Below are 23,997 nucleotides of genomic sequence, written 5' to 3'. Positions count from 1 at the left end.
GTTGGTGGTTCGCCGCTCAGCGGCGGTTGGTCGATGCGGACACGACGGTGCGGACCGCTGCTGCGACCCGCGCCACCTGGGCGTCGGTGAGATTGGCGTGCATGGGGATGGCGAGGTGCCGGGCGAACAGGTCGGCCGAGACGGGGCAGTGCTGCTTCAGGCCGTAGATGGGCTGGAGGTGAGAGGCATAGGTCCCGAAGTTGCACTGGATGCCCTGCGCGCGCAGCTCCTTCGCGACGGCGCCGCGATTGACCGTCGGGTCGAGGGTCAGCACATACGACTGCCACGGGTGCTCGCGGTCAGGGGCCTCTGCAGGCAGGGTCAGGAGCTCGAGGTCGTCCAGCAGCTCGCGGTACCCCGCAGCGGCACGGCGGCGAGCCGCGAGCAGCACCGAGAGGCGCTTGAGCTGGACCGACATGATTGCTGCCGAGATGTCCGAGAGACGGTAGTTGTAGCCGGCCTCGTTGAAGGACGGCACCGGCAGATCGGTGGAGGCGGCCCGGGCGAGTGCCGGCTCGATCCCATAGGTGTGGAGCTTGCGGGCATGATCGGCGAGGTCCTTGCGGTCGGTGGTCAGTGCCCCGCCCTCGCCCGCAGTGATGCCCTTACGTCCGTGGAAGCTGAAGGTGGCCACGTCGGCCAGGCTTCCGGCCGGACGGCCCTTGTAGGTGGCGCCGGCGGAGCACGCTGCGTCCTCCATGACCCACAGACCGTGCCGATCAGCGATCGCGCGCAGCTCGTCGTAGTCCGCGGGCTGCCCGAAGACATCCACGGCGAGGATGCCGACCGTGCGGGGCGTAATCGCAGCCTCGACCGCGGCCGGGTCGACGCTCCAGATGTCCGGGCGGACGTCGGCGAACACAGGGGTCGCACCCGTCCACACCACCGAGTGCCCGGTCGCGGGGAAGGTGTAGTCACCGACGATGACCTCATCGCCGACGCCGGCACCGAGCACCTCGAGACCGAGGTGGAGCGCAGCGCCACAGTTGGAGGTCGCCAGGGCGTGCTCCGTACCCATGGCCTCGGCGAACTGCTCCTCGAACGCCTTGCACGATGGACCAGCTCCCGAGAGCCAACCGGAGGCGAACACGCCCGCGATGGCCTCCAGCTCTTCCGTACCGACAGTGGGCTGGCCGAGCGCAACGACGTCAGACATACATCTCCCTTGGGTGGCGAGGACATCATAGGCGGGACTCGATGCCGGCCGGGCCACCGCTATCATCACGAGGTCCTCCCTACAGCTAGGAACCCGATGCAGAACGACCTCGCCAGCCCGGCGACCCAGGCTGAGAGCAGCACACCGCTTCTGCGCCGCTTCCTGACGAGCCCCTTCGTGCAGTTCGTGATCGTGCTGGGGTGCTCCTTGTTGATCTGCGCCCCGTTCCTCGTCGACCGGATCAAGGACACCCCAGGCATCAGCCCCCAGGACGAGCTGTCCTACATCGACACCCTGGTCCGGATCCAGAACGGCCAGTGGGTGCTGCACCAGGGCGACACGCTCGACCCCGAGACCCTGCAGGAGCTCGGCTGTCGCGGCGTCACCGAGTCGGCGCTGATCCCGAACGCGAAGGTGTGCGCGGGGTCGCACTCGGACGTGGTGTTCTACAACACCGCGGACATCGACCCGCCGGTCTACCACTGGAGCGTCGCCATCCTGGCGCACATCCCGTTCGACCTCGGTGCCACCCGCAACATGATCACCGCCGCCCGCATGCTCGGCATCCTGTGGTGCTCGCTGACGATGACTGCGATCTTCTTCCTGGCCCGACAGCTCGGGGCGAGCATCGTGCCGGCCGCGGCGGCCGGGCTCACCGTTCTGTGGCTCTCCGTGACCAACATCCAGTTCCAGTACGTCACCCCGCACTCGACCGGGGCGCTCGTCGGTGCGGTCGTCGCGCTCGTCGTGGCTGCCCGGTTGCGCGACCGCGTGGGGTGGTGGCTCGTGACGCTCGCCGGGCTGCTTGCCGCCACCGTGAAGCTGACCAACCTCGTCGTCGTGATGGCCGCGGCCGCTGCGTTCCTCGCGGCCTACGCCTGGTCGACTGCGGACGGAGGGCCGCGTCCGCGACGGCGCTTGTGGGACATGGCCAACATCGGCGCCACAAGCGTGCTTGCCACCCTCGCGTGGGTCGTGGTCCGGCGGCTGACGAGGTCGTCCGACGTCGAGCCGTACGCCTGGGCGGTGGTCGACCACCTCACACCGGCGCAGGTGCTGGAGAACGTCGCCGCGTTCGTGCAACCGTGGGGCTACGGGGTCGCGCGCGGGTTTGCGGTGATGCTCTCGGTGGCCGTGTTCGGTACCGCGACCTGGCTGGTCTTCCGCCGGAGCGCACCGGTGGTGCACCGCCAGCTGGCCATCGGGCTCCTGGCCGCTGCCGTCCTGGCACCGGTCGCGCTCACGCTGATGAACTTCGTGGTGACCAGCTACTACGTGCCCACGCAGGGCAGGTACGGGCTCTCGCTGATCCCGCTCGCGGTTGCGCTCGCCGCCGCCCAGTTCCGCCATCGAGCGCTCCAGATCACCCTCGCGGTCCTCACCGTCACCTGCCTGTGGCTCGCGTGGTACCAGCCGCCCCTGCTTGCCGGTTCCTAGCCGTCTCCTCACCGCTGGCGCGGTGCGCGGGCCTTCAGTCCCGGTCGCTCGCTGTGCGGCTCCTAGACTGGAGACGGCCCTTCGAGGTCCGCGCCATCCCGATCCGGGGACGGCACGCCGTCTTCTGCTCGGAGTGCTCGTGTCCCGAATCGCTGTCGTTGGTACCGGAATCGTTGGCCTTGCAGTTGCGGCTCGACTTGCGGAGCGGGGCGACGAGGTCGTCGTCCTCGAGAAGGAGCAGGCCGTCGCTCTCCATCAGACCGGCCGCAACTCCGGGGTGATCCACTCGGGCCTCTACTACGCGCCGGGGAGCCTCAAAGCCAAGATGAGCCGAGCCGGCGCTGTCTCCATGACGAAGTTCGCCGAAGAGAACGGCATCGAGACGCGTCGGTGCGGCAAGCTCGTCGTCGCAACGAACGAGAGCCAGGTCGCTGGCCTGCACAAGCTCGCCGACCGCGCCGTCGAGCACGGGATCGATGCCCGGCTGCTGGACACGAAGCATGCGGCTGAGTTCGAGCCCCACGTCCGCGCCGTCGAAGCCCTCCGGGTGGAGTCGACCGGAACGATCGACTACTCGCAGGTGTGCCGCGCGCTCGCTCGCTCGGTTACCGAGCATGACGGCGAGGTCCGCTTCGGATCGGAGGTCCTCGGCGCCCGCACGTCCGGCGCCCGTGTCGACATCGAGACGTCACGCGGGGTGGTTCGCGCCGACGGCTTCGTCAACTGCGCCGGATTGTTCAGCGACCGGGTGGCCGCGGCATCGGGACTCGAGCCCGACGCACGGATCGTGCCCTTCCGTGGCGAGTATTTCGAGCTGGCACCCCATGCGGCAGACCTCGTGCGCGGACTCATCTACCCGGTTCCTGATCCCCGTTTCCCCTTCCTCGGTGTGCACCTCACCCGAATGATGGACGGATCGGTCCACGCGGGTCCGAACGCAGTGCTGGCCCTGGCACGAGAGGGCTATCACAAGCTCGACATCGTTCCCCGCGACATTCTCGGCTCGCTCGCCTGGCCGGGTCTGTGGCGGCTCGGAGCGCGCAACCTCGTCCCCGGTGCGCACGAGGTGTTCCGGTCGTTCTCCCGGCGACTGTTCGCCGCAAGCCTCGCCGAACTCGTTCCCGAGATCGTCCGCGCCGACCTCATTCCGGCACCGGCGGGGGTGCGCGCCCAGGCGATCCGCCGCGACGGCACTCTCGTCGACGACTTCCTCGTGCAGCGGTCCGCCCGCCAGGTGCACGTGCTCAACGCACCGTCGCCCGCCGCGACGGCTTCGCTCGAGATCGCGCGCCACATCGTCGACGAGCTCGATGTCGTGCTTGCATAAAGCGATTAACACAATCTCCCGCAGTTCGGACATTCTTCGGCGGGTTGCGCAGGTTTCTTCCGGATTCCCGTTCGAGCGCCTAAGATTGAATTCAATCTTTGCCCACTCAGCGCCAGAGGTCCTCCATGCAAACCCCCGGTCGACGCGGACTCCGAGCGGTCACGCTCGCGGCAGCCTTGGGCTGCACGCTGGCCGCGTGCACCGCTGCTCCGTCCGGCGACCCGTCAGGGCGGGCGTCCGGCGGGCCGACCGTGGCGGCGACAAACGACTCGCCGGCTCCGACTGCGTCGGCGACCCCCGGCGACAAGCCGACCGCGGCTGATCCGGCGGATCCGACCGATCCAGCTCCTGCGCCCGATCCGACGACTGATCCCGCGTCCGGCCTGGCGGCGGTGAATGTCCGCGTCCCGAACAGCGGCTGGAACGCCAGCAGTGCGGCGGTCGAGGTGGGAGCCTTCGTCGAGGGCGTCGTCGAAGAGGGCGGCAGCTGCACGCTGAAGCTCACCAAGGGGTCCAAAATCGTCACCGCCCAGGCGAACGCGAGCGCGGATGCCGCCATCACGGGCTGCGGCGACCTCTCCGTGAGCGGCGCCTCGCTCAGCAGCGGTACCTGGTCCGCCACCGTCAGCTATGCCTCCGTCACCTCCGCAGGAACATCCGCCGCCCTAGACATCGAGGTCCCCTGATGCGCCTGCCTACTCGTCGACGCGACCGCGACGGCTCGCGTCGACGCAGCATCGCCGCCACCCTCGCCCTGCTGCTCCTCGGAGGGCTCTCCCTCGTCGCGGCCTCGAGCGCGACCGCGGTGTCGGCGAACCTCGCCGCATTCGATCCTGGCTACATCATCAGCGACCTGAACATGTACGACTCCGGCTCGATGAGCGTCGCGGACGTCCAGGCGTTCCTCGATGCGAAAGGTGCGGCATGCCGCACCTCAGCCGACGGGATCCCGTGCCTCAAGGCAGTCCGGGCCGACAGCTACGACCGCGTCGCCGATGCCCAGTGCCCGGGCGGTTACGTCGCCCAGGCGGGCCTGTCGGCCGCGCAGGTCATTGTCGGCGTAGCGCAGGCGTGCGGGATCAACCCACGCGTGATCCTGGTGACGCTCCAGAAGGAGCAGAGCCTGGTGACCCGGTCAACCGTCACCGCCAGCAACTACCAGAAAGCCATGGGTTACGGCTGCCCGGACACCGCGCCGTGCGACGCCCAGTACTACTGGTTCTTCAACCAGGTCTACAAGGCCGCGTGGGCGCTGCGGAACTACGCCGTCCGTCCTCAGGCGTGGCAGCGCCAGGTCGGGGTTGTGAACACGATCGCGTACCACCCGAACGCAGCCTGCGGCTCGTCAGGTGTACTTATCCGCAACCAGGCAACCGCAAGCCTGTACAACTACACCCCGTACCAGCCCAATGCCGCCGCCCTCGCGGCGGGCTACGGCTCCGGCGACGCCTGCTCGGCGTACGGCAACCGCAACTTCTTCGCGTACTACACCGACTGGTTCGGTGCGCCCAACGGCGCGCCGCCGATCGGCGCCGTGGACGCCCGCACCGCGACGAACACGTCCATCACCGTGCAGGGCTGGGCGCTCGACCCCGACACCTGGGCCTCCGTCCAGGCGCACGTCTACGTCGACGGCATCGGTTACCCCGTGCTCGCCGACCTCTCCCGGCCCGATATCGCGTCGATCTTCGGTCGCGGCGACAAGCACGGCTTCACCGTGACCGCACCCGCGAGCCCGGGGTCGCACGCCGTCTGCACGTTCGCGATCAGCGCCGACGCGGGTCCGAACACGCTGCTCGACTGCAGCACCGTCGTCGTGCCCGACTCTGCGCCGATCGGGGTCGTCGACGCGGTCACTACCACCGCTTCGTCGATCACAATTTCCGGGTGGACGCTCGACCCCGACACCTGGGCCTCCAACCAGGCGCACGTGTACATCGATGGGGTCGGGGTCGCTCTCCAGGCGGACCTTTCCCGCCCCGATATCGCGGCCGCATACGGCCACGGCGACCGGCACGGCTTCACGTACACCGCGCAGGCGACCCCGGGCCGGCACGATCTCTGCGTGTACGGGATCAACACCGTCGCAGGGCCGAACACCCTCCTGAGCTGCCGCACGGTGTACGTCAACGTCCCGCTTACAGCGCCGTTCGGCTCGGTCGACTCGATCGTGCCGTCGAGCACCGGCGTGACGGTCTGGGGCTGGACGATCGACCCCGACACGAACGACCCGACTGACGTCCACGTCTACATCGACGGGACCATGGTCGTCGCCAAGGCGGACCAGTCCCGCCCGGACGTGGCCGCGGCGTTCGGCCACGGCGACAAGCACGGGTTCTCCTCGACCCGAACTCTCGGAGCCGGCGCGCACAGCATCTGTGTCTACGCGATCAACACCGGCCCCGGCGCCCATACGATGCTCAACTGCAGCAACTTCGTGGTGCGGGACTCAACCCCGATCGGGAGCGTCGACGCCGTGACCGCGACGCCGGGCGCCGTGTCGATCTGGGGCTGGACGCTCGACCCGGACACGAGCGACCCCATCGCGGCGCACATCTACATCGACGGGACCGGGGTAGCGATCCCGGCAGACCAGTCCCGGCCCGACGTCGCCGCCGCGTTCGGCCATGGCGATCGGCACGGGTTCTCCTACACCACGCCGCTCGCAGCGGGGACGCATGCCATGTGCGCCTATGGGATCAACTCGTCCGGTGGGGCCAATGCCCAGCTGTTGTGCCGATCGTTCCTGGTGCCGTGACCCGCGGCTCCTACTGACCGTTGTCGTCCCACGGGATCGACGACGCCACGTCCCGATCACAACTCGGGGGGTTCGCGCCGGGCTCCACCCGAAAAACATGGGCTGAGCCCGATGTGAACTCCTCCGTGAGCAACGCACTCCCACGAAGCCCCTCCAGCGTGAAGTGCCTGGTTCCGTCCGAGATGCCCCGCTCGCCGAAGTAGACGTGACTGACCCGGTATTTCGCCAGCAAAGCCGGGACGCACGGGTCGTCCGCCGCGACCGCAAGGTTGTCGCGCAGCCAGAGCCGCTCCTTCCAGCTGTCCGGCGCTCCACCGAGATACGGCGCATTGCCGAACAGGGTCGGGACCCGGCGGTCGGCGTACATCCACATCGCGCCGTCCACCCGCAAGTCGTCGAGCACCCGAGCTCCCGCGGGCACCTGCGCGGCCAGGAAGTCGAAGGCCTTCTGGGAATCTGCGTCGACGGGGCTCGCCCGGTCGGCTACCTGGATCCCCATCGGACCGACCGGGGGCAGACCGACCGCCAAGAGGAGGGCCCCGCACACCAGCGCCACCCCATCGACGGCCCACGTGTGCTGAACCCGCGCCACCAACGTCCGTAGAACACCGGCCACCGCCGCCGCGGCGACGCCGACAGGGATGGCACCAAGGACGAAAAGGTTCCACGAGAGCCGCGCTGACTCCCGGTACCACGGCGTGGTGAGCACGCCGATCCACGTCCCCTGACCGGTTGTCAGGGCGACGTACGCGACGAAGAAGATCCCGTAGGCGAGCGTCGGCCCGAGGAAGCGCCGCCACCGCGAACCGAGGGTGAGCACCCCTCCGATGACCACGAGGACCCCGACGACGTCGATCGCTGCCCCGACCCCACCCGCGCCGCTGATCGACAGGGCCGCCCGGATCGCACGCGCGGCCGACCACGCACCCGACGTCATCGTCACGAGGGCGCCGGACCGTTCACCGGCGGATCCCAGCAACGCGGGGTCGGCCAGCACGAGCAGCGCGGCCGCCGCCACCCCGGTAGCGCCCGCCCAGACGAACCACCGCACGAATCCTCGGCCTGCACGGTCCTGCACTGCAAGGACCAGTGCCGAGGTCCCCACGAGCACCAAGGCGGTTGGGAGCTCCGACGTGTGCACCGTAGCGATCCCGATCACGGCCAGCACCGCCAGGGGAAGTGCCCGCCACGAAGGTCGCCAGGCGCCCGGGCACCGTGCCGCCGGGTCCCGGCGCAAGGCAAAGGGAGCCAGAGCCAACGCAGTCCCGGGGATGAGCGCCAGCCCGACCAGTGCGTTGAGCCGCCCCGACTGCTCGATGCCGTACAGACCGGGAACCAGAAGGCACGCGAGGGCGGCGAAGCCCGGGACGAGGACGCGCGGGCCACCCAGGTGCCGCGCGAGCGCGAACGTTCCGACCGGGAGCACCATCGCGCCCGCCACCACGGTCGACGCGAGCATGAGCTGGGAAACCGACAGCCCCGTCACCCGTTGGAGGCTGGCGACGGCGACGTCGAACCCCAACGGGTAGAAGCTGCCGGCCGCATCCGCGCTCGACACGTCAGACGACAGCACGATGGCTGTGTCGAGCGTGTGGAAATCGAGGATCTGCCGTATGAAGAAGCCGTGATGCATGGCATCCCAGCCCGCCGGCACGAGCATCGGAGCCTGGAAGGCCACCCACAGGGCGAACCCGCTGCCCAGTGCGAGCACCAGCAGGAGCTCCGATCCCCCGACGGAAACCACCCGATCGTCGGACGTCCGGGCGTGCCGCGCCGACCAACCGGCCCGGACATCGAGCAGGTCGCGACCTGCGAGCCCCGCACCGAAGAGGCACAGCACCCCGAGGACCACCGCCCCGGCCGAGGACGGATCCACGCCCAAGCTCGCCGCCACGTGGCTCACCAGGCTCAGTAGCCCGAAGCTCACCGGCGGACCGACCCCCAGCGCCCACCACCAGCCGTGGGAGCGCGCGAGGAGCCGCACGAGCGCGACCCCGGGGCCGAACAACATGAGGACCCAGGCGGCTGCCGCAACGGCCTGCGTCATGTTCACGCGCCCCCCTGATGGAACGTCAGGCGGGCATCCGGCCGGTGACCCGCCGTATGCGACCACGGGCGCGACGCGCTATCTCACGCACGCCACCGGCCTCCATGTACTGCCGGAACAGCGCCAGGTCACCGCGGATGGAGATCGGCGGCGGCGGCGCGATCCGCAGCGGGATGGTCGCTGAGCCCAGGGACGCTGCGAGGTCGGCTGCACGCCGGGGGAGCCGGCAGAACTCGATCAGCGGCGCGAGGACGAGCGACCAGCGGTATCCGTTCGCAAACTCGCGCACCCGCGCACGAACGCCCTCGATCGCTTCGGTGTCGAACAACATCTCCTCGAGCGCGGCGGCGAGAGCGTCGACATCCTCGGGTTCCACCACTCGGCCGAGGCCGTGGGTGCGAATGAGGTCGCCGAACGTGTCACCCCGTGTCGCCACGATCGGCAGCGTGGCCCAGAGATAGTCGAGGATGCGCGTGCGAAAGCTGTACGCGGTCTCGATGTGCAGGAAGTGGGTCGAGACGCCGACATCGGCATCGAGCAGGTAGTCAGCCCGCTCCTCGTACGGCACCCAACCCTCGTTGAAGAAGACGTGCTTGCCGGTGAGGCCGAGAGAGTCCGCGAGCTGCCGCGTGTCCCAGGCGATCTTCATGTCGGGCACGCCCGGGTTCGGGTGCTTGAGCCCGAGGAAGAACAGCCGTACCTCCGGGCGAGTCGCGCGCAGCTGGTCGACGGCCCGGATCAGGGTCAAGGGATCGAACCAGTTGTAGATCCCACCGCCCCACAGGATCACCTTGTCCAACGATCCGATGCCCTCGATGGCACCCTTGATGGCGTGGCGACTCTGGACCGGGTCCTCATCAGCGATCCCGAACGGCACCACGGCGAGGAGGGAGTCGAGCGTCTCGTCCTCGTCATAGACCGCGGGATTGACCCGCCCCTGACCCGCGAGCTGCCCCAGCCAGAAGTCCCGCTGCTTGTCAGACGCGCACAGCATGTAGTCGGCGCGGGCGATCTGCTCGTTGAGGGCGCGGGTCGTCTCCCGTACCGCCATCACGCGCTCGCCGGGACCGAGGTCCTTGGCCTGCTCGAGCTGTTCGAGGTGCATCGGGTCGTAGATGTCCGCGACGATGATCTTCGAGCTCGTCTTGAGCCACGGCGCCGCCTCGAGCAAGAAGCCCTGGAAGATGATGACGTCGGCCCAGTTGGTCGCGTCGATGAGCTTCTGCGCGTAGACGTACTCCACCGAGAAGTCGGCGTGGGACGTCGAGCTGCCTGCCGTCGACACGAGCCGCACCTCGTGCTCGGGGGCGAGCGCCTTGGCGATCTCCCACGCACGGATCGCTGGGCCGGCCATCTTGGCCTTGAGCGGCTCGCCGGTGACGACGAGGATCCGCTGCCGTGCCTCGAAGTGCGACGCGATGTCGAAAGCCTCGACGAGCACGCGGTGTGCCTCGAGATAGCTGTCGATCGCGTACGCCGGCTCCATGGCCTGCCGGAACAGAGGAAAGAGCTCACGGTCAGACCGGCGTCGGCGGGCCTGCAGGGCTTCTCGCGTCGCTTGCAGCGTCTCAAGGTTGTCAACGAAGTAGTCGATGGCGAACGGCGCAGTGAGCGCCATCTTCGGCAGCTCGATCGTGCCGACGTCGTCGCCTCCGGGCGATCGCTGCAGGTCGAGGGCAGTCGTGTCGACCCCCGCGCGCGCGAACGAGCGACGGATGGCGAGCGCCATCGCGGCAGGCAGCGCCTTGGCGAGCGAAACGTCGTCGAGGTTCTTGTACATCGACATGAGCGCATTGCGTTCGAGCAGGTAGCTCTCGCGGAAGTCCCCGAACTTCTTCATCGTCACGTGATGCTTGTGGTAAGCCACGGATCCGGGCACATACCGCACCCGGTAGCCGAGGATGTTGAGCCGCCAACCGAGATCGACGTCTTCGTAGAACATGAAGAAGCGCTCGTCGAACCCGCCCACCTCGCGAAAGAGCTCCGCCGGCATGAACATCGCGGCGCCCGTGCCGAACAGGACATCCTTGGCGATGTCCCACTCCCCGGTGTCGAGGTTCTCAACCTCGCGCTTGTACCCCATCCCGAACCAGGTCAATGAGCCGTCGACGTAGTCGATGCGCTCGCCGTCCCAGTCGAGCACCTTGCTCGCCACGCAGCCGATCAGGGGATCCGAGTCGAGCTCGGCGACAGCGGCACGGATCCACTGCTCACCAGGTCGGGCGTCGTTGTTGAGGAGACCGATGTACTGGCCGGTCGAATGCGCGACCCCGAGGTTGCACCCGCCAGCGAAGCCGGTGTTTCCCCCGGCCGGCACGACGATCGCGTGGGGCACCGCGGCGCGGATCCGCTCGACGCTGTCGTCGCCCGAGTCGTTGTCGATGACGACAAGCTCGAGCAGCTCGCGCGGCCAGTCCACGTCATCGAAGGCACGCAGTGCGGTGATGGTGTCGTCCGCACCCTTGTAGTTGACGAGGATGACCGAGACGACTCCCCGCCGGACCTCGGGCGTCAACACGTTCTCGCGGCTCACTCTTCTCCCTTTGCCGGGGACCACATGGCGCCCATCGCGACGATTCCGCCAGACTCGCGCAGCTCACCCGGTTCCACATCGAAACGCAGGCAGTGGCGGCGCAGGTCGAACGTGTGCTGCGTGGTCCAGTCGACGATCGAGGCGACGACGTCGAACGTGCCGGCCTGCAGCGGCAGGCGCGGGATCGTGCAGTCGATGTACCCGTCACCACGGATGCTCGAGATGTCGAGCCCGCCGTCGCGGGTATGGAAAGCCCACACGTACACGCCGTCGATGCTCTCGAGCGCGAGGCCGAAGACCGGGCGTTCGAGCGACCCGTCCGCGTGGTAATGAATCCGGAGCGTTGCGGCCTCACCTGTCTGTGCGGCGGTGGTGCTCTTGCCGGTGGAATCGAGCAGCTCGACCCGCACGACCTTGGCCTCGCCTGAGCCGTGCCGGCCCGGCTCGTGCCCGGCCTCGTCCTTTTCGCTTCGGGAGGCGAGGCTCTCGTCGATGTAGTTGTCGACCGTCGCCTCGGCAGGACCGGCGGCGACAAGCTTGCCGTGCTCGAGCCAGGCCACGTGATCGCACATCGTGCGCATCGTGCCCATGGCGTGGCTCACGAGAACGACGGTCTTTCCGGCGGCACGGAAGTCTGCGAACTTCTCCATGCATTTCGCCTGGAACGCCATGTCGCCGACAGCCAGAACCTCGTCGACAAGCAGGATCTCCGGGTCGACGTTGATCGCCACGGAGAAGCCCAGCCGCACGTACATGCCCGAGGAATAGTTCTTCACCGGCTGGTCGATGAACTGCTCGATCCCGGCGAAGTCGACGATCTCGTCGAACTTCGACTCGATCTCCTTCTTGCCGAGCCCGAGGATCGACCCGTTGAGAAACACGTTCTCCCGGCCGGTGAGCTCGGGGTGGAAGCCCGACCCGAGCTCGAGCAGCGCGGCGAGCGAACCCTGGACGCGCACGCTGCCGGTGTCCGGCACGAGGATCCGCGCGAGGCACTTCAACAGCGTCGACTTGCCCGAGCCGTTCTCGCCGATCAGGCCGTAGGTCGAGCCCTGCGGGATCTCGAACCCGACGTCGCGCAGCGCCCAGAACTCCTCGTACTTCGCGCGTCGACCGCGCATGAGCGACGCCTTGAGCGACTGATTGCGCTCTTTGTACATCCGAAACTTCTTGGAGACCCCGTCGACCACGATCGAATCGGTCATAGTTCCTCCGCCATCCGCGGCTCGAACCGCTTGAAGATCCGCCAGCCGATGAACAGCGTGATGACCGCTGAACCCACGCACCACGCCATGTCCACGCTCGACGGCCACATCTCCTCGTAGAGGACGAACCGGAACGCCTGCGTGAAGTGCATGAGCGGGTTGAGCTCCCAGAGCCGCACCAAGGGGAAGCTCAGGTCCCATTGGGCGAGCCAATTGTTGAGCAGAACGTTCGCGTCCACAACGTACTGGAGCGGGTAGATGATCGGCGTCGCGTACAACCACATCTGCAGCAGGATCGACACGAAGTGCTCGGTGTCGCGGAAGTACACGTTCGCCACGGCGAGCATCAGCGCGATCCCGAGCGCGAAGGCGGTCAGCAGCAGGAGCAGCACTAGCACCATCGGGATCCACGGGAGGACCATCTGCCCGAAGAGCGTCAGGAAGACCATGAGGACGCCGAGCTCGATCGCCGTGGTGACGTCGAGCGCGAATACCGTCGAGGCGACGAGAACCTCTCGCGGGAAGAACACCTTCTTCACCAGGCCGGCGTTCGCGACGATCGACCCGAGCCCGCCCGAGATGGCACCCGAGAAGAAAGTCCACGGGACGAGTGCGCACATCAGCCACAGAGCAAAGACGTTCAGCCCTGTACGGCTGGGCTCGATCTGGACCCGCATGAAGACCCCGAACACGACGGAATAGATAGCCATCGTCGCGATGGGGTTGATGAGCGACCAGAGGTTGCCGAGAGTGGTGCGCTTGTAGCGCCCCTTCACCTCACGCAGAGTGAGGTTCAGGAGCAGCTCGCGCGTCTGCCGGTTAGCGAGATCACCCATCATGTGGTGCTCGATCCCGAGTAGGAAACGCCAAGGCGAGCGGGTGCAGGCCCGGGGCAAAGCCCCCGGCTAAGACGTCGGTGCATGCGTCGATACTAAGTGACGTGTCCCGCGAGGCGGACAAGACAGTCACTGCTGACGCAGGCCCCGGACCCATCCGTAGACGCGCCGGGGCGCCCGGAGTGCCCGGAAAGACCTCGTCCCGGCGAGGGTATGGAAGTCGTCCTCGGCGACCGAAACGCGGGAACCGAGCCGGGCCACCGTGGCGCTCAATGCCTCCACCTCGGCGCGGCGTGCCGCCAACTCCTTGGTGGTCTTTCGCAGGGTCTCCTCCGCTGTGTCGTAACGCAACCGCAGCACCTCGACAGCGCCGTCCGCATCGTTCTTGATCGCCCGAAGGACGAACTGGTAGACCGCCGCATCGGGTTGGTCCTCCACCCATTCCACGACCCCGTCGGGCAGGTTCGTCGCATCGATCGCGATCTCCGTCGCGAACGTCCCCGCGGTCGTGGACCGGACGTCGACCGCCACCAACCCGGCGTTGCGCACGAGATCGAGGAGGGTCGCGCGGGTGAAGAACTGCACGTGAGTCCGGTCGAGGAGCCCCCGATCGGAGTAGACCCATTGCCCTTGGAGCAGCGCCAGGCGGAGCGCTGCATGCGCGACGTTCGGGATCGAGATCACGATCGAGCCCTTCTCCGCGAGCAGTCCCACCGCGCTGCGCAGAAGCCGCTCCGGATCCCGCACGTGCTCCAGCACGTCGCCGAAGACCACGACATCGAACGAACCCGCACCGAAGTGGTCCACGAGGTTGGCCGTCTCGAGGTCGGCGACGAGGACCTCGTCGAGCACCTCCTTCGCCCGGAGCGCTGCCTCAGGATCAAGCTCGACTCCGCTGACACGGCAACCTCTCGCCATCAGCGCCTCGCCCAGATAGCCGGTCGCGCAGCCGACGTCGAGCACGCGGCGATCGGGGCCGACTAGCCTCAGCATCAGGGCGTGGGAAGTGTCGGCCGAGGAATCGACCTCGGCGTCGTAAGTCGGCATGGAACAGGCCTTCCTGGGTGCCAGCCAGCAGGCGGCACTGCAGTGCGGAACGGGAGGTTTGCGATCGAGGACGGCGACCGCCATCGACAGTGTGCTACTCCACTTCCCTCGCTGCAAAACAGGCAGGCCCGGCGGAGCCGTCCCGCCTTCGCTGGCCGGACCCGTGGGCGCCGCGTGAGAACATCTGCGAATGCGGATCACCCTGGACGCGACCCCTCTGCTGGGCCCGCGGACCGGTGTCGGTCGCTACACCGAGCACCTCATCGCTGCCCTGCCCGCCGCGCTGCGCCGGCGCGGGATCGAGCCGCAGGTGCGGGTGAGCACCTGGACAGCGCGCGGCGGGCGGCTGACGGATCTGCCCGACGACGTGACTCAGGTAGGGCCACGCGTCCCCGCACGACTGCTACGGGAGGCCTGGCGCCGCGTCTCCTTCCCCCCGATCGAGGCCCTCGTAGGGACGACCGAGGTGTTCCACGGCACCAACTTCGTCTCGCCGCCCACGAGGCACGCCCGCGAGGTGGTCACCATCCACGACCTCACCTATGAGCTGCTCTCGGGCACGGTCTCGTCGGCGAGCCTGATGTACCGCGAACTCGTGCCGAAGGCACTGAAGCGCGGCGCGCTCGTAGTCACTCCGACCCACGCGATCGCCGCCGCCGTGCGGGCGCACTATGGGCTTCCTGCGGAACGCGTGCACGTGACCCCGCTCGGGGTCGATGCGACCTGGTTCGCAGCCGCCGGGTCCACACCGACCTGGCTTTCGCGCCGCGCCCTGCCGCACGACTACTTCGTCTTTGTCGGCGCGCTCGATCCCCGCAAGAACCTGCCACGGCTGCTCGCCGCCCACCAAGAGCTTCGCGCGGCGGACAGCGGGGCACCTGACCTCGTGCTCGCGGGTCCTGCAGGCCGCGAGACCCGCCTAGCCGAGCAGCCCGGCGTACACGTGACAGGTTGGCTCGAAGACGACGAGCTTCGCTCGCTGGTAGCGGGCTCCCGCGCCCTGGTGCTCCCGTCGATAGACGAAGGCTTCGGACTCCCGGTGCTGGAGGCGCTAGCGACCGGTCGGCCAGTCGTGATCTCCGACCTCCCGGTGCTGCGGGAGGTCACCGGCTCCTTCGGCATCGCCGCGCCCCCCACCGACGTCGCTGCCCTAGCCGGGGCCATGGCGCAGGCCCTCACCGCACCGGACGACGAGACCGCACGGACCGCTCGGCGCGACTGGGCCGGTCGCTTCACCTGGGAGGCCTGCGCCGACAGCACCATCGACGCCTACCTCGCGCCGCGATGACCGCTGTCCACGAATGCCCAGACGTCACCGTCGTCACGGTCACCTTCAACGCGGCGACCTTGGTCGAGGAGTGCCTCGCGGGGCTGGCCACGCAGGTTCTCGGCAACCGCACGATGGAGGTCGTGGTAGTCGACAACGCCTCCACCGACGGCACCGCCGAGCTGGTGGCGCGCACGTACCCCGAGGTCCGCGTGCTCAGGTCCCCACGCAATCTCGGCTTCGCCGGCGGCAACAACCTCGCGCTGCGCAGGATCGAGAGCCCCTACGTCATCCTGCTGAACAACGACGCCGTTCCTGGCCCGGGTTTCGTGGCTGCCCTCGTGGATTCGATCGCGGCCGCCGACGGGCAGCTCGCGGGCCTGACAGCGACGGTGCTCCTGGCCGACCGGTTCCGCGCTGCGAACGTGACCGACCCTGCGGCAGATCGGATCACGGGCGCGGACGGTACCTACGTGCGCGACCCCGATGGGCCGATCACCCTGGTGAACTCGACCGGAAACGCCGTCAGCCGGGACGGCTACGGCTTCGACCGCGGGTGGCTCACCGAAGCAGGTGGGGAATGCCCGCCCCCTGAAGTGTTCGGCTTCTGCGGGGCCGCGGCGATCCTGCGCGTGGCCGCACTGGACGACGTCGGCCTCTTCGACGAGGACTTCTTCCTGTACTACGAGGACTCCGACCTCTCCTGGCGGCTGCGGCTCGCTGGCTACCGGATCGAGCACTGCGCGGAGGCCGTGGTGCACCACGTGCACGCCGCGTCGACCGGCGAGGGCAGCGACCTGTTCAGGTTCTTCGACGGCCGAAACCGACTGCTCATGGTGACGAAGAACGCCAGCGGATCGCTCGCAGCGCGCGTGCTCGCTCGGTACCTCCTCACGACCGCGTCGATCGCCGTCCGCCGATCGCAGCCTCCCGCCCATGTACGAACGCGGCTGCGGGTCATGGGCTCCGCCACGCGGCTGCTGCCGACGATGCTCCGCAAGCGACGGGCGATCGGGCGGAGCGCCCGGACCCCGCGCGCGGAGGTCGAGCGGCTGCTCGTGGATCCCCCGCCTGCGGCGACCGGCGGTTACCGGACCTGACGTTGCCGAGCCGCCGTCCAGCGCCGAGCTGACGCCGTCCGCCTGATCGCGAGTTGCCAGAACTGGAGCATTCATGCGCGGGTCGAACCGACCGTACCTCTACCCCGTCGATCATCTCCGAGCAGCGGCTGCCCTCCTGGTGCTGATCTACCACAGCACCCAGCTCATCTCGCTCGCGATGGCCCCGGACGCAGGTCTCGGGTCCTCGGCGAGGTGGCTCTTCTCCCTCAACCCGCTCAAGACCGTCATTCTCGAGGGCCACACCGGCGTGGCGCTCTTCATGGTCCTCAGCGGGTTCATCTTCACCGTGGGGATGCTCGGTGAGAACGCTCGGTACGGGCCGTACATACGCAACCGAGCGTTGAGGATCTACCCCCTGTATCTCGTCCTGCTCCTTGTGGGGGTCTCCGCGACCGGTTCATCCTTTGACCTGGGCGTCTTCGTGCGAGCGGTGCTCCCACTCGCCAACTTCGGGCCGATCGCCATCGGTGGCGCCTGGGGTGCGATGTTCTGGGCGGTCGCCATCGAGGTGCAGTTCTACCTGGTCTTCCCGTTCCTCCTGTCGTTTCTCAACAAGAGGGGGCCACGCGCGCTTCTGGAGATCATTGCCGCCATGATGCTGCTCCGCGCGCTCGCGGTGCTCGCCAACCCGGCCGGCGTCGACCTCAACGCACTGACCTACTACTCGCTGGTCGGCCGCCTCGATCAATTCCTTCTCGGCATGCTCGCCGCGTGGCTCTACTCCCGGCACCGGGGATCGCTGACGGTGCCCACCCTGCTGGCGAGCGGGGCCGCCGTCACCGCACTGCTCTGGGGTTTCAACCAGCTGCACGGATATGCGGATCCACAGTGGTGGCGCATCGTTTGGGTCGATCTTGAGGGCGCTGCCTGGGCGGTGTTCATCGCCTCGTACGTCAGCGTCTTCGAGCGATCCGCGGGCAGGTTCTCGCGGCTGCTCGCCCGGCTCGGTGAGACGAGCTACTCCATCTATCTGCTGCATTTCGTCGTGATCGGGTGGATCGCGTCGGACGACTCGCTGTGGATCCGGCTCGGGGGCCGGTCACGTCCGCGATGGCCACCGGACTGCTGGTCGTGGCGCCGATCACGATCGGCGCGGCCTTCCTCACGTACCACTCGATCGAGAAGCCCTTCCTCGCCATGCGCGGAACCTACCGGAGCCACCCCGCACCGCCACGGATTCCCCGCCTAGCCCCTGAGGTGGACCCGGTCTCGCCCGGCCACGCGGAGCCCGGCCTGAGCTCAGCACGCGGCCGGTAAGGTGACGACTCATATCCTCGCGCCCACCAGGAGGTCTCCAGTGCGTCTGCTCGTCACCGGCGGAGCCGGCTTCATCGGCTCGAACTTCGTCCACCACACCGTCCGCGACCGTCCAGATGTGCAGGTCACCGTCCTGGATGCGCTGACGTACGCGGGCGACGAAGCTTCCCTCGCCCCCGTCGCTGACCAGATCACCTTCGTTCAGGGCGACATCACCGACGCCGCTCTGGTCGATCGCCTCGTGGCAGAAACAGACGTCGTCGTCCATTTCGCCGCCGAGTCGCACAACGACAACTCGCTCGAGAACCCCTGGCCGTTCGTGCAGACCAACGTGATCGGCACCTACACGCTGCTCGAGGCCGTCCGCCGGCACGACAAGCGCTACCACCACATCTCCACCGACGAGGTCTACGGCGACCTCGAGCTCGACGACCCGAACCGCTTCACGCCCGAGACGCCGTACAACCCGTCGAGCCCATACTCCTCGACGAAGGCCGCAAGCGACCTGCTCGTGCGCGCCTGGGTGCGTTCGTTCGGCGTCCGCGCGACGATCTCCAACTGCTCCAACAACTACGGGCCGTACCAGCACGTCGAGAAGTTCATCCCCCGCCAGATCACCAACGTGGTCGACGGCGTGCGACCCAAGCTCTACGGCACAGGCGAGAATGTCCGCGACTGGATCCACGTCGAGGATCACAACTCGGCGGTCTGGGCCATCATCGACGGGGGTCGGATCGGCGAGACGTATCTCATCGGCGCCGACGGGGAGATGAACAACAAGGACGTCATCGAACTGATCCTCGAGCTGACCGGCCAGCCGCGCGACGCGTACGACCTGGTCAATGACCGCCCAGGGCACGACATGCGCTACGCGATCGACTCGAGCAAGCTGCGCACCGAGCTCGGCTGGGCTCCCAAGTTCTCGAACTTCCGCGACGGGCTTGCCGCGACGATCGCCTGGTACCAGGCCAACGAAGCCTGGTGGCGCCCGCAGAAGGACACGACCGAGGCCAAGTACGTCCAGCTCGGCCGCTGACCGCGCGTCCGCTACGCCCCAATTGGGGCCCCGCGGCGTAGCGGATCTGCACAGGTCCTCCACGCCGCGGTGCCCCAAGTCCAGCAAACCCACAGCCCGGCACCCTAAACTCCTCGGGTGCCTTCCCATCACGCCACCTCAGCGCGCCCGCACGCCGCGCGCCACGCCCGCCGACCGGAGTCCCACCGGATCGTCGTCGGCACGGCGCTCGCCGTCACGGCGCTGCTCGCGTTCAGCGTGACCGGCGTGGCAACTGCCTACACGAAGCTCCAGGGCAACATCAGCTCCGCAGACGTCACCAACCTCCTCGGTGACGACCGCCCAGCGGCCGCCGTCGCGCCGGACCCCAACGACCCGAACGCAGGCCGAGCGCTCAACATCCTCCTCATGGGGTCGGACGTGCGTGACGGCGAGAACGCGGCGATCGGCGGCTCCGTCGATGGCATGCGCTCGGACACGACGATCGTGCTGCACCTGTCCGCGGACCGGAAACGTGCAGATCTGGTGTCGATCCCGCGCGACACGCTGGTCGACATCCCGGCGTGCGAACGCTCGGACGGCTCGAGTTCCAAAGCCCAGAAGGGGCAGTTCAACGCCGCATTTTCGATCGGCTCCCAGAGCGGCGAGGTGTCCGACGCGGCGGCGTGCGCGATGCGCACGGTCGAGAAGAACACCGACCTCCGGCTCGACGACTTCGTGGTGATCGACTTCGCCGGCTTCACGCGCATGGTCGACGCCCTTGGCGGCGTGCCGATCTGTGTCCCGAACGACATGGACTCCCCCAAGGCCGGTCTGAGCCTCACCGCCGGCCAGCAGACGCTCGACGGTACGACGGCCCTCGCTTTTGCCCGCGCGCGCACCGGGACCGGCGTCGGCGACGGGTCGGACACCAACCGGATCGGGCGCCAGCAGCAGCTTCTCGCCGCGACCGTACGCGCCGTGCAGTCGAAGAACCTGCTCACGGATGTGCCCGAGCTGCTCCAGTTCCTCAATGCCGCGACGTCGTCGATCACGGCGAGCCCCGAGCTCGCCTCGATCCCCAACCTCACCGGCCTCGCGTTCAGCCTTCGCGGCACGCCGAGTGGCAGCATCACCTTCATGACCATCCCGTTCGCCACCGCGCCGTCCGACCCGAACCGGGTCGTGATGACCAAGGACGCCGACGCCGTCTGGGCGAACCTCAAGGCAGACCAGCCGATCGTCGCGCCCGCCGCCCCAGCCGAGACCCCGGCCGCGACCCCCGGCGCGACGGCCGACCCGGCCGCCCCGGCCGCGCCCCGGCACCGGCACCGACTGAGACGAAGAAGCCCGGCAAGGACGCAATCACGGCCGACGACGTCACCGCCGTCTGCGGCTGAGGACCACCGTGGCCCCTGACGATCGCCCCCGTCGCCCGTCGGGCGCGAGCCGCGCCCGTACCGGTGGCACCGCCCGACCGGTCGACGAAGCAGGTTCGCGCCCGGCGCAGGCCGCCCGACCCGTTCCCCCGCGCGCCCCCACAGGCCGCGCGCCGTCGGCGGTCCCGCCGAGCTTCCGCCCCGGCGGCGAGACCCGCCGCCCGTCCGCGTCGGAGCACGCGACCTCGATCGGGACGCCGGCGCGCCCACCTGCCCCACAGTCACGTCCACGGACCGACCCAGCTGTCCGAGGGGCGGGCCCAGCGAGCGCCGCTGCGCCCGTTCGCCCGTCAGCGGCGCCGCCGACTCCGCGCGGGCCCGTCGGACCTCCCAAGCCACCTCGAACGCCTGGCTCACGCCGTAAGCGCATCGCGATCGTCGCGGCCGTCGTCGTGATCGCCATGATCGCTTGGCCCGTAGGCCTGCTGATCTGGGCCAACGGCAAGATCCAGCACGTCGACGCCCTGTCCGGTGCGGCCAACACCCCCGGCACCACGTATCTGCTCGCGGGCTCCGACTCCCGGGGCGGCGCCGACGGGATTGCCGAGGATGGCACGCTCGGCGCCCGCACCGACACGATCATGCTGCTCCAGGTCCCGCCAAGCGGTCCAGCAGCCCTTATCAGCCTGCCACGCGACACCTACGTCGACATCCCGGGCCACGGCCCGGCGAAGCTCAACGCCGCGTACTCCCTGGGTCAGGCGCCGCTCCTCGTCCAAACCGTGGAACAGCTCACCGGCCTCCATGTCGACCACTTCGTCGAGATCGGCCTCGGTGGCGTCAAGAGCGTGGTCGACGCCGTCGGCGGCGTCGAACTATGCCTGGACCCCGCGGTCAACCTCGTCGAGCTACCGATGAACGACGCCGACTCGGGGCTGATCTGGGACGCACCCGGGTGCAAGGTCGTCGACGGCACGATGGCGCTGTCGTTCGCTCGCATGCGCAAGGCCGACCGCGAGGGCGACATCGGCCGCGCCAAGCGCCAGCAGCAGCTCATCTCGGCGCTCTCGTCGACCATCGCAACGCCGTCGCTGGTGCTTCACCCCGGCCGCCAGGTCAAGCTCATCGAGACCGGCCTCGGCGCCGTCCAGGTGAGCAACGAGACGGACATCATCGACCTCGGCCGCCTCGCGCTCGCCTTCCGCAGCGCAACCGGCCCCACCGGCATCCGCGGCACGCCCCCGATCTCCAACCCGGACTACCGCCCGGGGGGCGTCGGCTCGACAGTGCAGCTCGACCCGGACACGGCCCCGGCGTTCTTCGCCGCAATCCTGGCAGGGACGCTGCCCGCCGGTCCTGTCGGCGGGCTACCGACCCCCTGAACCGCGGACCACGGCCCCGACCCGCTCGAACCCGGCCTGCACAGCTGCGCGCAACGGCGGCCCCACCCGCTTCTCGACGCCGTAGTGGATCGTCGCGGCGAGCATGAGCGCGAACGACGTTGCCAAGGCGAGCACCACGTAGGGCGAGAACGTGCCGGCGAGGTTCGAGATCAGCCACCAGCCCCAGTGCTCGTGCACGAGGTACAGCGGGTAAGTCAGCGCGCCGAGCGTCGTCAGCCAGCGCCAGTCCAGCCGCGCGACCGGCGTCAGGGTCACGACGGCGACCATGGCGATGCAGGCCACGACGAGCACGGCGAGGACCACGGCCGACGGCGCGTGGTCGGTGTTCCGGAGCTGCTTGACCATCTGGTCGGGCACCACGAGCCACACGGCCGCGGCCGTGTTGGCCACCACCAGCCACCACGCGCCCCGCGAGTGCCCCTCGCGCCGGATGAGGAACAGGACCATCCCGGCGGCGAACAGCGGCGCGAACTGCGCGACCAGGATGGTCTGCAACCACCCGGACCCGACGGCGTCGGCCACGAGGGCCAGCGCGGGCCACAGCGAGGCGAACAGCAGCACCCGGCGACGCGTGACGCCGATCGCGACGAACACGACGATCAGCGCGTAGAACCGCAGCTCGGCCCAGAGCGTCCAGTAGACGCCGTCGACGTTCCCCACATCGAACAGGGACTGCAGCATCGTGAGGTTGACCGCGACCTCGCCGGGCGTGACGTCCTTGCCGCCGGGCCAGATCCACAGCAGCAGGGCGCCGGTGAGCAGCACCCCGGACCAGTACGCAGGGAACAGGCGCGCGATCCGGGACGCGGCGACGTTGGCCACGGAACGGTCCCACGCGGTCATGAGGATGACGAACCCGCTGATCACCAGGAACAGCTCCGGGCCGAGCGAGCCGTACATCAGCCACTCCCCCACGTTCGGGAAGACCTCGGCCGGTGGGCGCCCCCAGGCCTGGGAGTTGCGCACCGTGTAGTGGTAGATCAGCACCGCCATCGCGGCGAAGAACCGGAGTCCGTCGAGGGCTCCGAGGCGGGCGCGACGCGGTGGAACCACCGCCTCCTGCAGCTCGACGGTCGGGGTGCGAGGGGCGTCAAGCAGGGTGCCCGACGGCGCGGCTGAGGTCGGCAGGGTGGCAAGTGGCATCGATCGACTGTAAGCGTAAAGACCTCGCAAACCGCAACTCACAGGGCTGGACATATCGAGGATCGATATGTATGTTGGGTCTCAACGTATCGATCTTCGATATGCACACAGACCTGGGGGAGCCATGAAATCGACGCTGCGGATGGCGCTGCGCGACTCGGAGTACGTCGGACCGCGGACCAGCCGGGTGATCGCCGGCCTGCTGCTGCTCGCCGGCGTCGTCGCCGCGGTCAGCGGGGTGGGGTACGCGATCAACGGCGCGACGCAGGCACCGGCGACCGTGACGGTGCCGATCAGCCTCGAGGCGGACGACGGCGCCCCCGCGGCCCGGTCTCAGTGAGCGTCGACGGCGTCGTCGTGCCCGACGGCGCCCGCCTCCAGGTCGCGCCGGACGGGCTGCAGCTCGTGGCCGAGTTCACCGGTGCCAGCCGTTGGACGGGCTTCCTCGCGCGCGGCGATGCTGCGCTGATGGGACTCGGCATCGGGGCGTGCGCGCTGCTGCTGGTTCCCGTCGTCAACGCGGTTGCGGCGGGCGACCCCTTCCGGCGGAGCAACGCCGCCCGGATCGGGTGGACCGGGGCGATCGTGGGCGTCGTCGGGATGGTCGCGCCGATGCTGCCGAGCTTCGCGGCGATCACGGTCATGACCTCGTTCGACGCCGCCGACGGGACCAACCCCTTCGCAGTCGTGTTCGGCGCCTCGCTCGCGCCGATCGGCATCGCCGCGCTGATCCTCGTGGTCGCCGAGGCGTTTCGGCGCGGGACGCAGCTCAGTGCCGACACCGCGGGGCTCGTATGAGCAGGCAGGCAGCTGCGACGCCCAACGTGACCCCGGACGAGACCCCGCGCGACGACCCGGCGGGCGGCACGGAGCACCGCGTCGTGTGCCATCTCGACGCCCTGCTCACCGCGCGAGGGCTCACGCTGACCGAACTTGCGGTGCGCGCCGGGGTCACGGTGGTGAACCTGTCGGTGCTGAAGAACGACCGCGCCCGGGCGATCCGGTTCTCGACGCTGACGGCAGTCTGCGACGCCCTGGACTGCCAACCGGGCGACTTGTTGACCGTCGACCGATCCGATCCGTGAGG

At 68.7% G+C, this 23,997-nt stretch carries 20 protein-coding genes; 13 read left to right on the top strand and 7 right to left on the bottom strand.

What is annotated here, in order from left to right; translation table 11 throughout:
• Positions 1-16 precede the first annotated feature (16 nt).
• Complete coding sequence (locus tag VTA80_RS14210) at positions 17-1,156, bottom strand: DegT/DnrJ/EryC1/StrS family aminotransferase (RefSeq protein ID WP_407341748.1); 1,140 nt, start codon at positions 1,154-1,156, stop codon at positions 17-19.
• Positions 1,157-1,252: 96 nt separating this feature from the next.
• On the opposite strand from VTA80_RS14210, the gene VTA80_RS14205 reads away from it, so the two are divergent.
• The 4 genes from VTA80_RS14205 (at position 1,253) to VTA80_RS14190 (ending at position 6,678) form a co-directional block, all read left to right on the top strand.
• On the top strand, positions 1,253-2,593 hold the full coding sequence (locus VTA80_RS14205; protein ID WP_407341747.1) for a hypothetical protein: 1,341 nt from the start codon (positions 1,253-1,255) through the stop codon (positions 2,591-2,593).
• A gap of 22 nt (positions 2,594-2,615) precedes the next feature.
• Positions 2,616-3,920, top strand: coding sequence for an L-2-hydroxyglutarate oxidase (gene lhgO, locus VTA80_RS14200; RefSeq protein WP_407341746.1), 1,305 nt, complete (start codon positions 2,616-2,618; stop codon positions 3,918-3,920).
• Positions 3,921-4,312: 392 nt separating this feature from the next.
• On the top strand, positions 4,313-4,606 hold the full coding sequence (locus VTA80_RS14195) for a hypothetical protein (RefSeq protein ID WP_407341745.1): 294 nt from the start codon (positions 4,313-4,315) through the stop codon (positions 4,604-4,606).
• Positions 4,606-6,678, top strand: a complete 2,073-nt coding sequence (locus VTA80_RS14190; protein WP_407341744.1) for a hypothetical protein — start codon at positions 4,606-4,608, stop codon at positions 6,676-6,678. Before VTA80_RS14195 ends, VTA80_RS14190 begins: the two co-directional genes overlap by 1 nt.
• Before the next feature lie 10 nt (positions 6,679-6,688).
• Here VTA80_RS14190 and VTA80_RS14185 read toward each other — a convergent pair whose 3' ends face one another.
• From VTA80_RS14185 to VTA80_RS14165, 5 genes are all read right to left on the bottom strand, one after another.
• Complete coding sequence (locus VTA80_RS14185; protein WP_407345778.1) at positions 6,689-8,725, bottom strand: DUF6541 family protein; 2,037 nt, start codon at positions 8,723-8,725, stop codon at positions 6,689-6,691.
• A gap of 25 nt (positions 8,726-8,750) precedes the next feature.
• A complete protein-coding gene (locus tag VTA80_RS14180; RefSeq protein WP_407341743.1) occupies positions 8,751-11,258 on the bottom strand; it encodes a glycosyltransferase in 2,508 nt (835 codons plus the stop codon).
• On the bottom strand, positions 11,255-12,463 hold the full coding sequence (locus VTA80_RS14175; protein ID WP_407341742.1) for an ABC transporter ATP-binding protein: 1,209 nt from the start codon (positions 12,461-12,463) through the stop codon (positions 11,255-11,257). The genes VTA80_RS14180 and VTA80_RS14175 overlap by 4 nt, the downstream gene beginning before the upstream one ends.
• A complete protein-coding gene (locus VTA80_RS14170) occupies positions 12,460-13,299 on the bottom strand; it encodes an ABC transporter permease (RefSeq protein WP_407341741.1) in 840 nt (279 codons plus the stop codon). The genes VTA80_RS14175 and VTA80_RS14170 overlap by 4 nt, the downstream gene beginning before the upstream one ends.
• A 129-nt stretch (positions 13,300-13,428) precedes the next feature.
• Positions 13,429-14,430 carry a class I SAM-dependent methyltransferase gene (locus VTA80_RS14165; protein WP_407341740.1) on the bottom strand — a complete coding sequence of 334 codons (1,002 nt, stop codon included), beginning with the start codon at positions 14,428-14,430 and terminating at the stop codon, positions 13,429-13,431.
• A 106-nt stretch (positions 14,431-14,536) separates the two neighbouring features.
• Between VTA80_RS14165 and VTA80_RS14160 the strand changes: the two genes are divergently transcribed.
• The 6 genes from VTA80_RS14160 to VTA80_RS14135 all read left to right on the top strand — a co-directional run bounded on the left by VTA80_RS14160 (position 14,537) and on the right by VTA80_RS14135 (position 21,746).
• Positions 14,537-15,634, top strand: coding sequence for a glycosyltransferase family 4 protein (locus VTA80_RS14160; RefSeq protein WP_407341739.1), 1,098 nt, complete (start codon positions 14,537-14,539; stop codon positions 15,632-15,634).
• Complete coding sequence (locus VTA80_RS14155) at positions 15,631-16,713, top strand: glycosyltransferase family 2 protein (protein WP_407341738.1); 1,083 nt, start codon at positions 15,631-15,633, stop codon at positions 16,711-16,713. The genes VTA80_RS14160 and VTA80_RS14155 overlap by 4 nt, the downstream gene beginning before the upstream one ends.
• A 73-nt stretch (positions 16,714-16,786) precedes the next feature.
• Positions 16,787-17,923 carry an acyltransferase family protein gene (locus tag VTA80_RS14150; protein WP_407341737.1) on the top strand — a complete coding sequence of 379 codons (1,137 nt, stop codon included), beginning with the start codon at positions 16,787-16,789 and terminating at the stop codon, positions 17,921-17,923.
• Positions 17,924-18,031: 108 nt separating this feature from the next.
• A complete protein-coding gene (rfbB, locus tag VTA80_RS14145) occupies positions 18,032-19,027 on the top strand; it encodes a dTDP-glucose 4,6-dehydratase (protein WP_407341736.1) in 996 nt (331 codons plus the stop codon).
• Positions 19,028-19,144: 117 nt separating this feature from the next.
• Positions 19,145-20,404 carry an LCP family protein gene (locus VTA80_RS14140; RefSeq protein ID WP_407341735.1) on the top strand — a complete coding sequence of 420 codons (1,260 nt, stop codon included), beginning with the start codon at positions 19,145-19,147 and terminating at the stop codon, positions 20,402-20,404.
• Between the two features lie 421 nt (positions 20,405-20,825).
• Positions 20,826-21,746 (top strand): LCP family protein, encoded by a 921-nt coding sequence (locus VTA80_RS14135; RefSeq protein WP_407341734.1) that lies wholly within the window; start codon positions 20,826-20,828, stop codon positions 21,744-21,746.
• Here VTA80_RS14135 and VTA80_RS14130 read toward each other — a convergent pair.
• Complete coding sequence (locus VTA80_RS14130; RefSeq protein ID WP_407341733.1) at positions 21,732-22,910, bottom strand: acyltransferase family protein; 1,179 nt, start codon at positions 22,908-22,910, stop codon at positions 21,732-21,734. The genes VTA80_RS14135 and VTA80_RS14130 overlap by 15 nt on opposite strands.
• Before the next feature lie 124 nt (positions 22,911-23,034).
• Between VTA80_RS14130 and VTA80_RS14125 the strand changes: the two genes are divergently transcribed.
• The 3 genes from VTA80_RS14125 to VTA80_RS14115 are packed head-to-tail and all read left to right on the top strand — an operon-like array spanning position 23,035 to position 23,995.
• Positions 23,035-23,250 (top strand): hypothetical protein, encoded by a 216-nt coding sequence (locus VTA80_RS14125; RefSeq protein ID WP_407341732.1) that lies wholly within the window; start codon positions 23,035-23,037, stop codon positions 23,248-23,250.
• Positions 23,247-23,708: a DUF2975 domain-containing protein gene (locus tag VTA80_RS14120; RefSeq protein ID WP_407341731.1), complete on the top strand. Its 462-nt coding sequence runs from the start codon at positions 23,247-23,249 to the stop codon at positions 23,706-23,708. The genes VTA80_RS14125 and VTA80_RS14120 overlap by 4 nt, the downstream gene beginning before the upstream one ends.
• A complete protein-coding gene (locus VTA80_RS14115) occupies positions 23,705-23,995 on the top strand; it encodes a helix-turn-helix domain-containing protein (protein ID WP_407341730.1) in 291 nt (96 codons plus the stop codon). The genes VTA80_RS14120 and VTA80_RS14115 overlap by 4 nt, the downstream gene beginning before the upstream one ends.
• Positions 23,996-23,997: the final 2 nt, after the last annotated feature.

The organism is Pengzhenrongella phosphoraccumulans (genome assembly GCF_045689905.1).
Taxonomy (GTDB): Bacteria; Actinomycetota; Actinomycetes; order Actinomycetales; family Cellulomonadaceae; genus Pengzhenrongella; species Pengzhenrongella phosphoraccumulans.
The sequence above is the reverse complement of the archived record's forward strand: the minus strand, read 5'-3'. Positions and strand labels throughout refer to the sequence as shown.

What these genes read in the sequence shown, in the direction of transcription:
- VTA80_RS14185 (WP_407345778.1), bottom strand. Translation starts at nt 8,725, where the DNA reads ATGACGCAGGCCGTTGCGGCAGCCGCCTGGGTCCTCATGTTGTTCGGC.
- VTA80_RS14170 (WP_407341741.1), bottom strand. Translation starts at nt 13,299, where the DNA reads ATGGGTGATCTCGCTAACCGGCAGACGCGCGAGCTGCTCCTGAACCTC.
- VTA80_RS14155 (WP_407341738.1), top strand. Translation starts at nt 15,631, where the DNA reads ATGACCGCTGTCCACGAATGCCCAGACGTCACCGTCGTCACGGTCACC.
- VTA80_RS14210 (WP_407341748.1), bottom strand. Translation starts at nt 1,156, where the DNA reads ATGTCTGACGTCGTTGCGCTCGGCCAGCCCACTGTCGGTACGGAAGAG.
- VTA80_RS14135 (WP_407341734.1), top strand. Translation starts at nt 20,826, where the DNA reads ATGATCGCTTGGCCCGTAGGCCTGCTGATCTGGGCCAACGGCAAGATC.
- VTA80_RS14160 (WP_407341739.1), top strand. Translation starts at nt 14,537, where the DNA reads ATGCGGATCACCCTGGACGCGACCCCTCTGCTGGGCCCGCGGACCGGT.
- VTA80_RS14125 (WP_407341732.1), top strand. Translation starts at nt 23,035, where the DNA reads ATGAAATCGACGCTGCGGATGGCGCTGCGCGACTCGGAGTACGTCGGA.
- VTA80_RS14175 (WP_407341742.1), bottom strand. Translation starts at nt 12,463, where the DNA reads ATGACCGATTCGATCGTGGTCGACGGGGTCTCCAAGAAGTTTCGGATG.
- VTA80_RS14150 (WP_407341737.1), top strand. Translation starts at nt 16,787, where the DNA reads ATGCGCGGGTCGAACCGACCGTACCTCTACCCCGTCGATCATCTCCGA.
- VTA80_RS14190 (WP_407341744.1), top strand. Translation starts at nt 4,606, where the DNA reads ATGCGCCTGCCTACTCGTCGACGCGACCGCGACGGCTCGCGTCGACGC.
- VTA80_RS14165 (WP_407341740.1), bottom strand. Translation starts at nt 14,430, where the DNA reads ATGGCGGTCGCCGTCCTCGATCGCAAACCTCCCGTTCCGCACTGCAGT.
- VTA80_RS14115 (WP_407341730.1), top strand. Translation starts at nt 23,705, where the DNA reads ATGAGCAGGCAGGCAGCTGCGACGCCCAACGTGACCCCGGACGAGACC.
- VTA80_RS14130 (WP_407341733.1), bottom strand. Translation starts at nt 22,910, where the DNA reads ATGCCACTTGCCACCCTGCCGACCTCAGCCGCGCCGTCGGGCACCCTG.
- VTA80_RS14205 (WP_407341747.1), top strand. Translation starts at nt 1,253, where the DNA reads ATGCAGAACGACCTCGCCAGCCCGGCGACCCAGGCTGAGAGCAGCACA.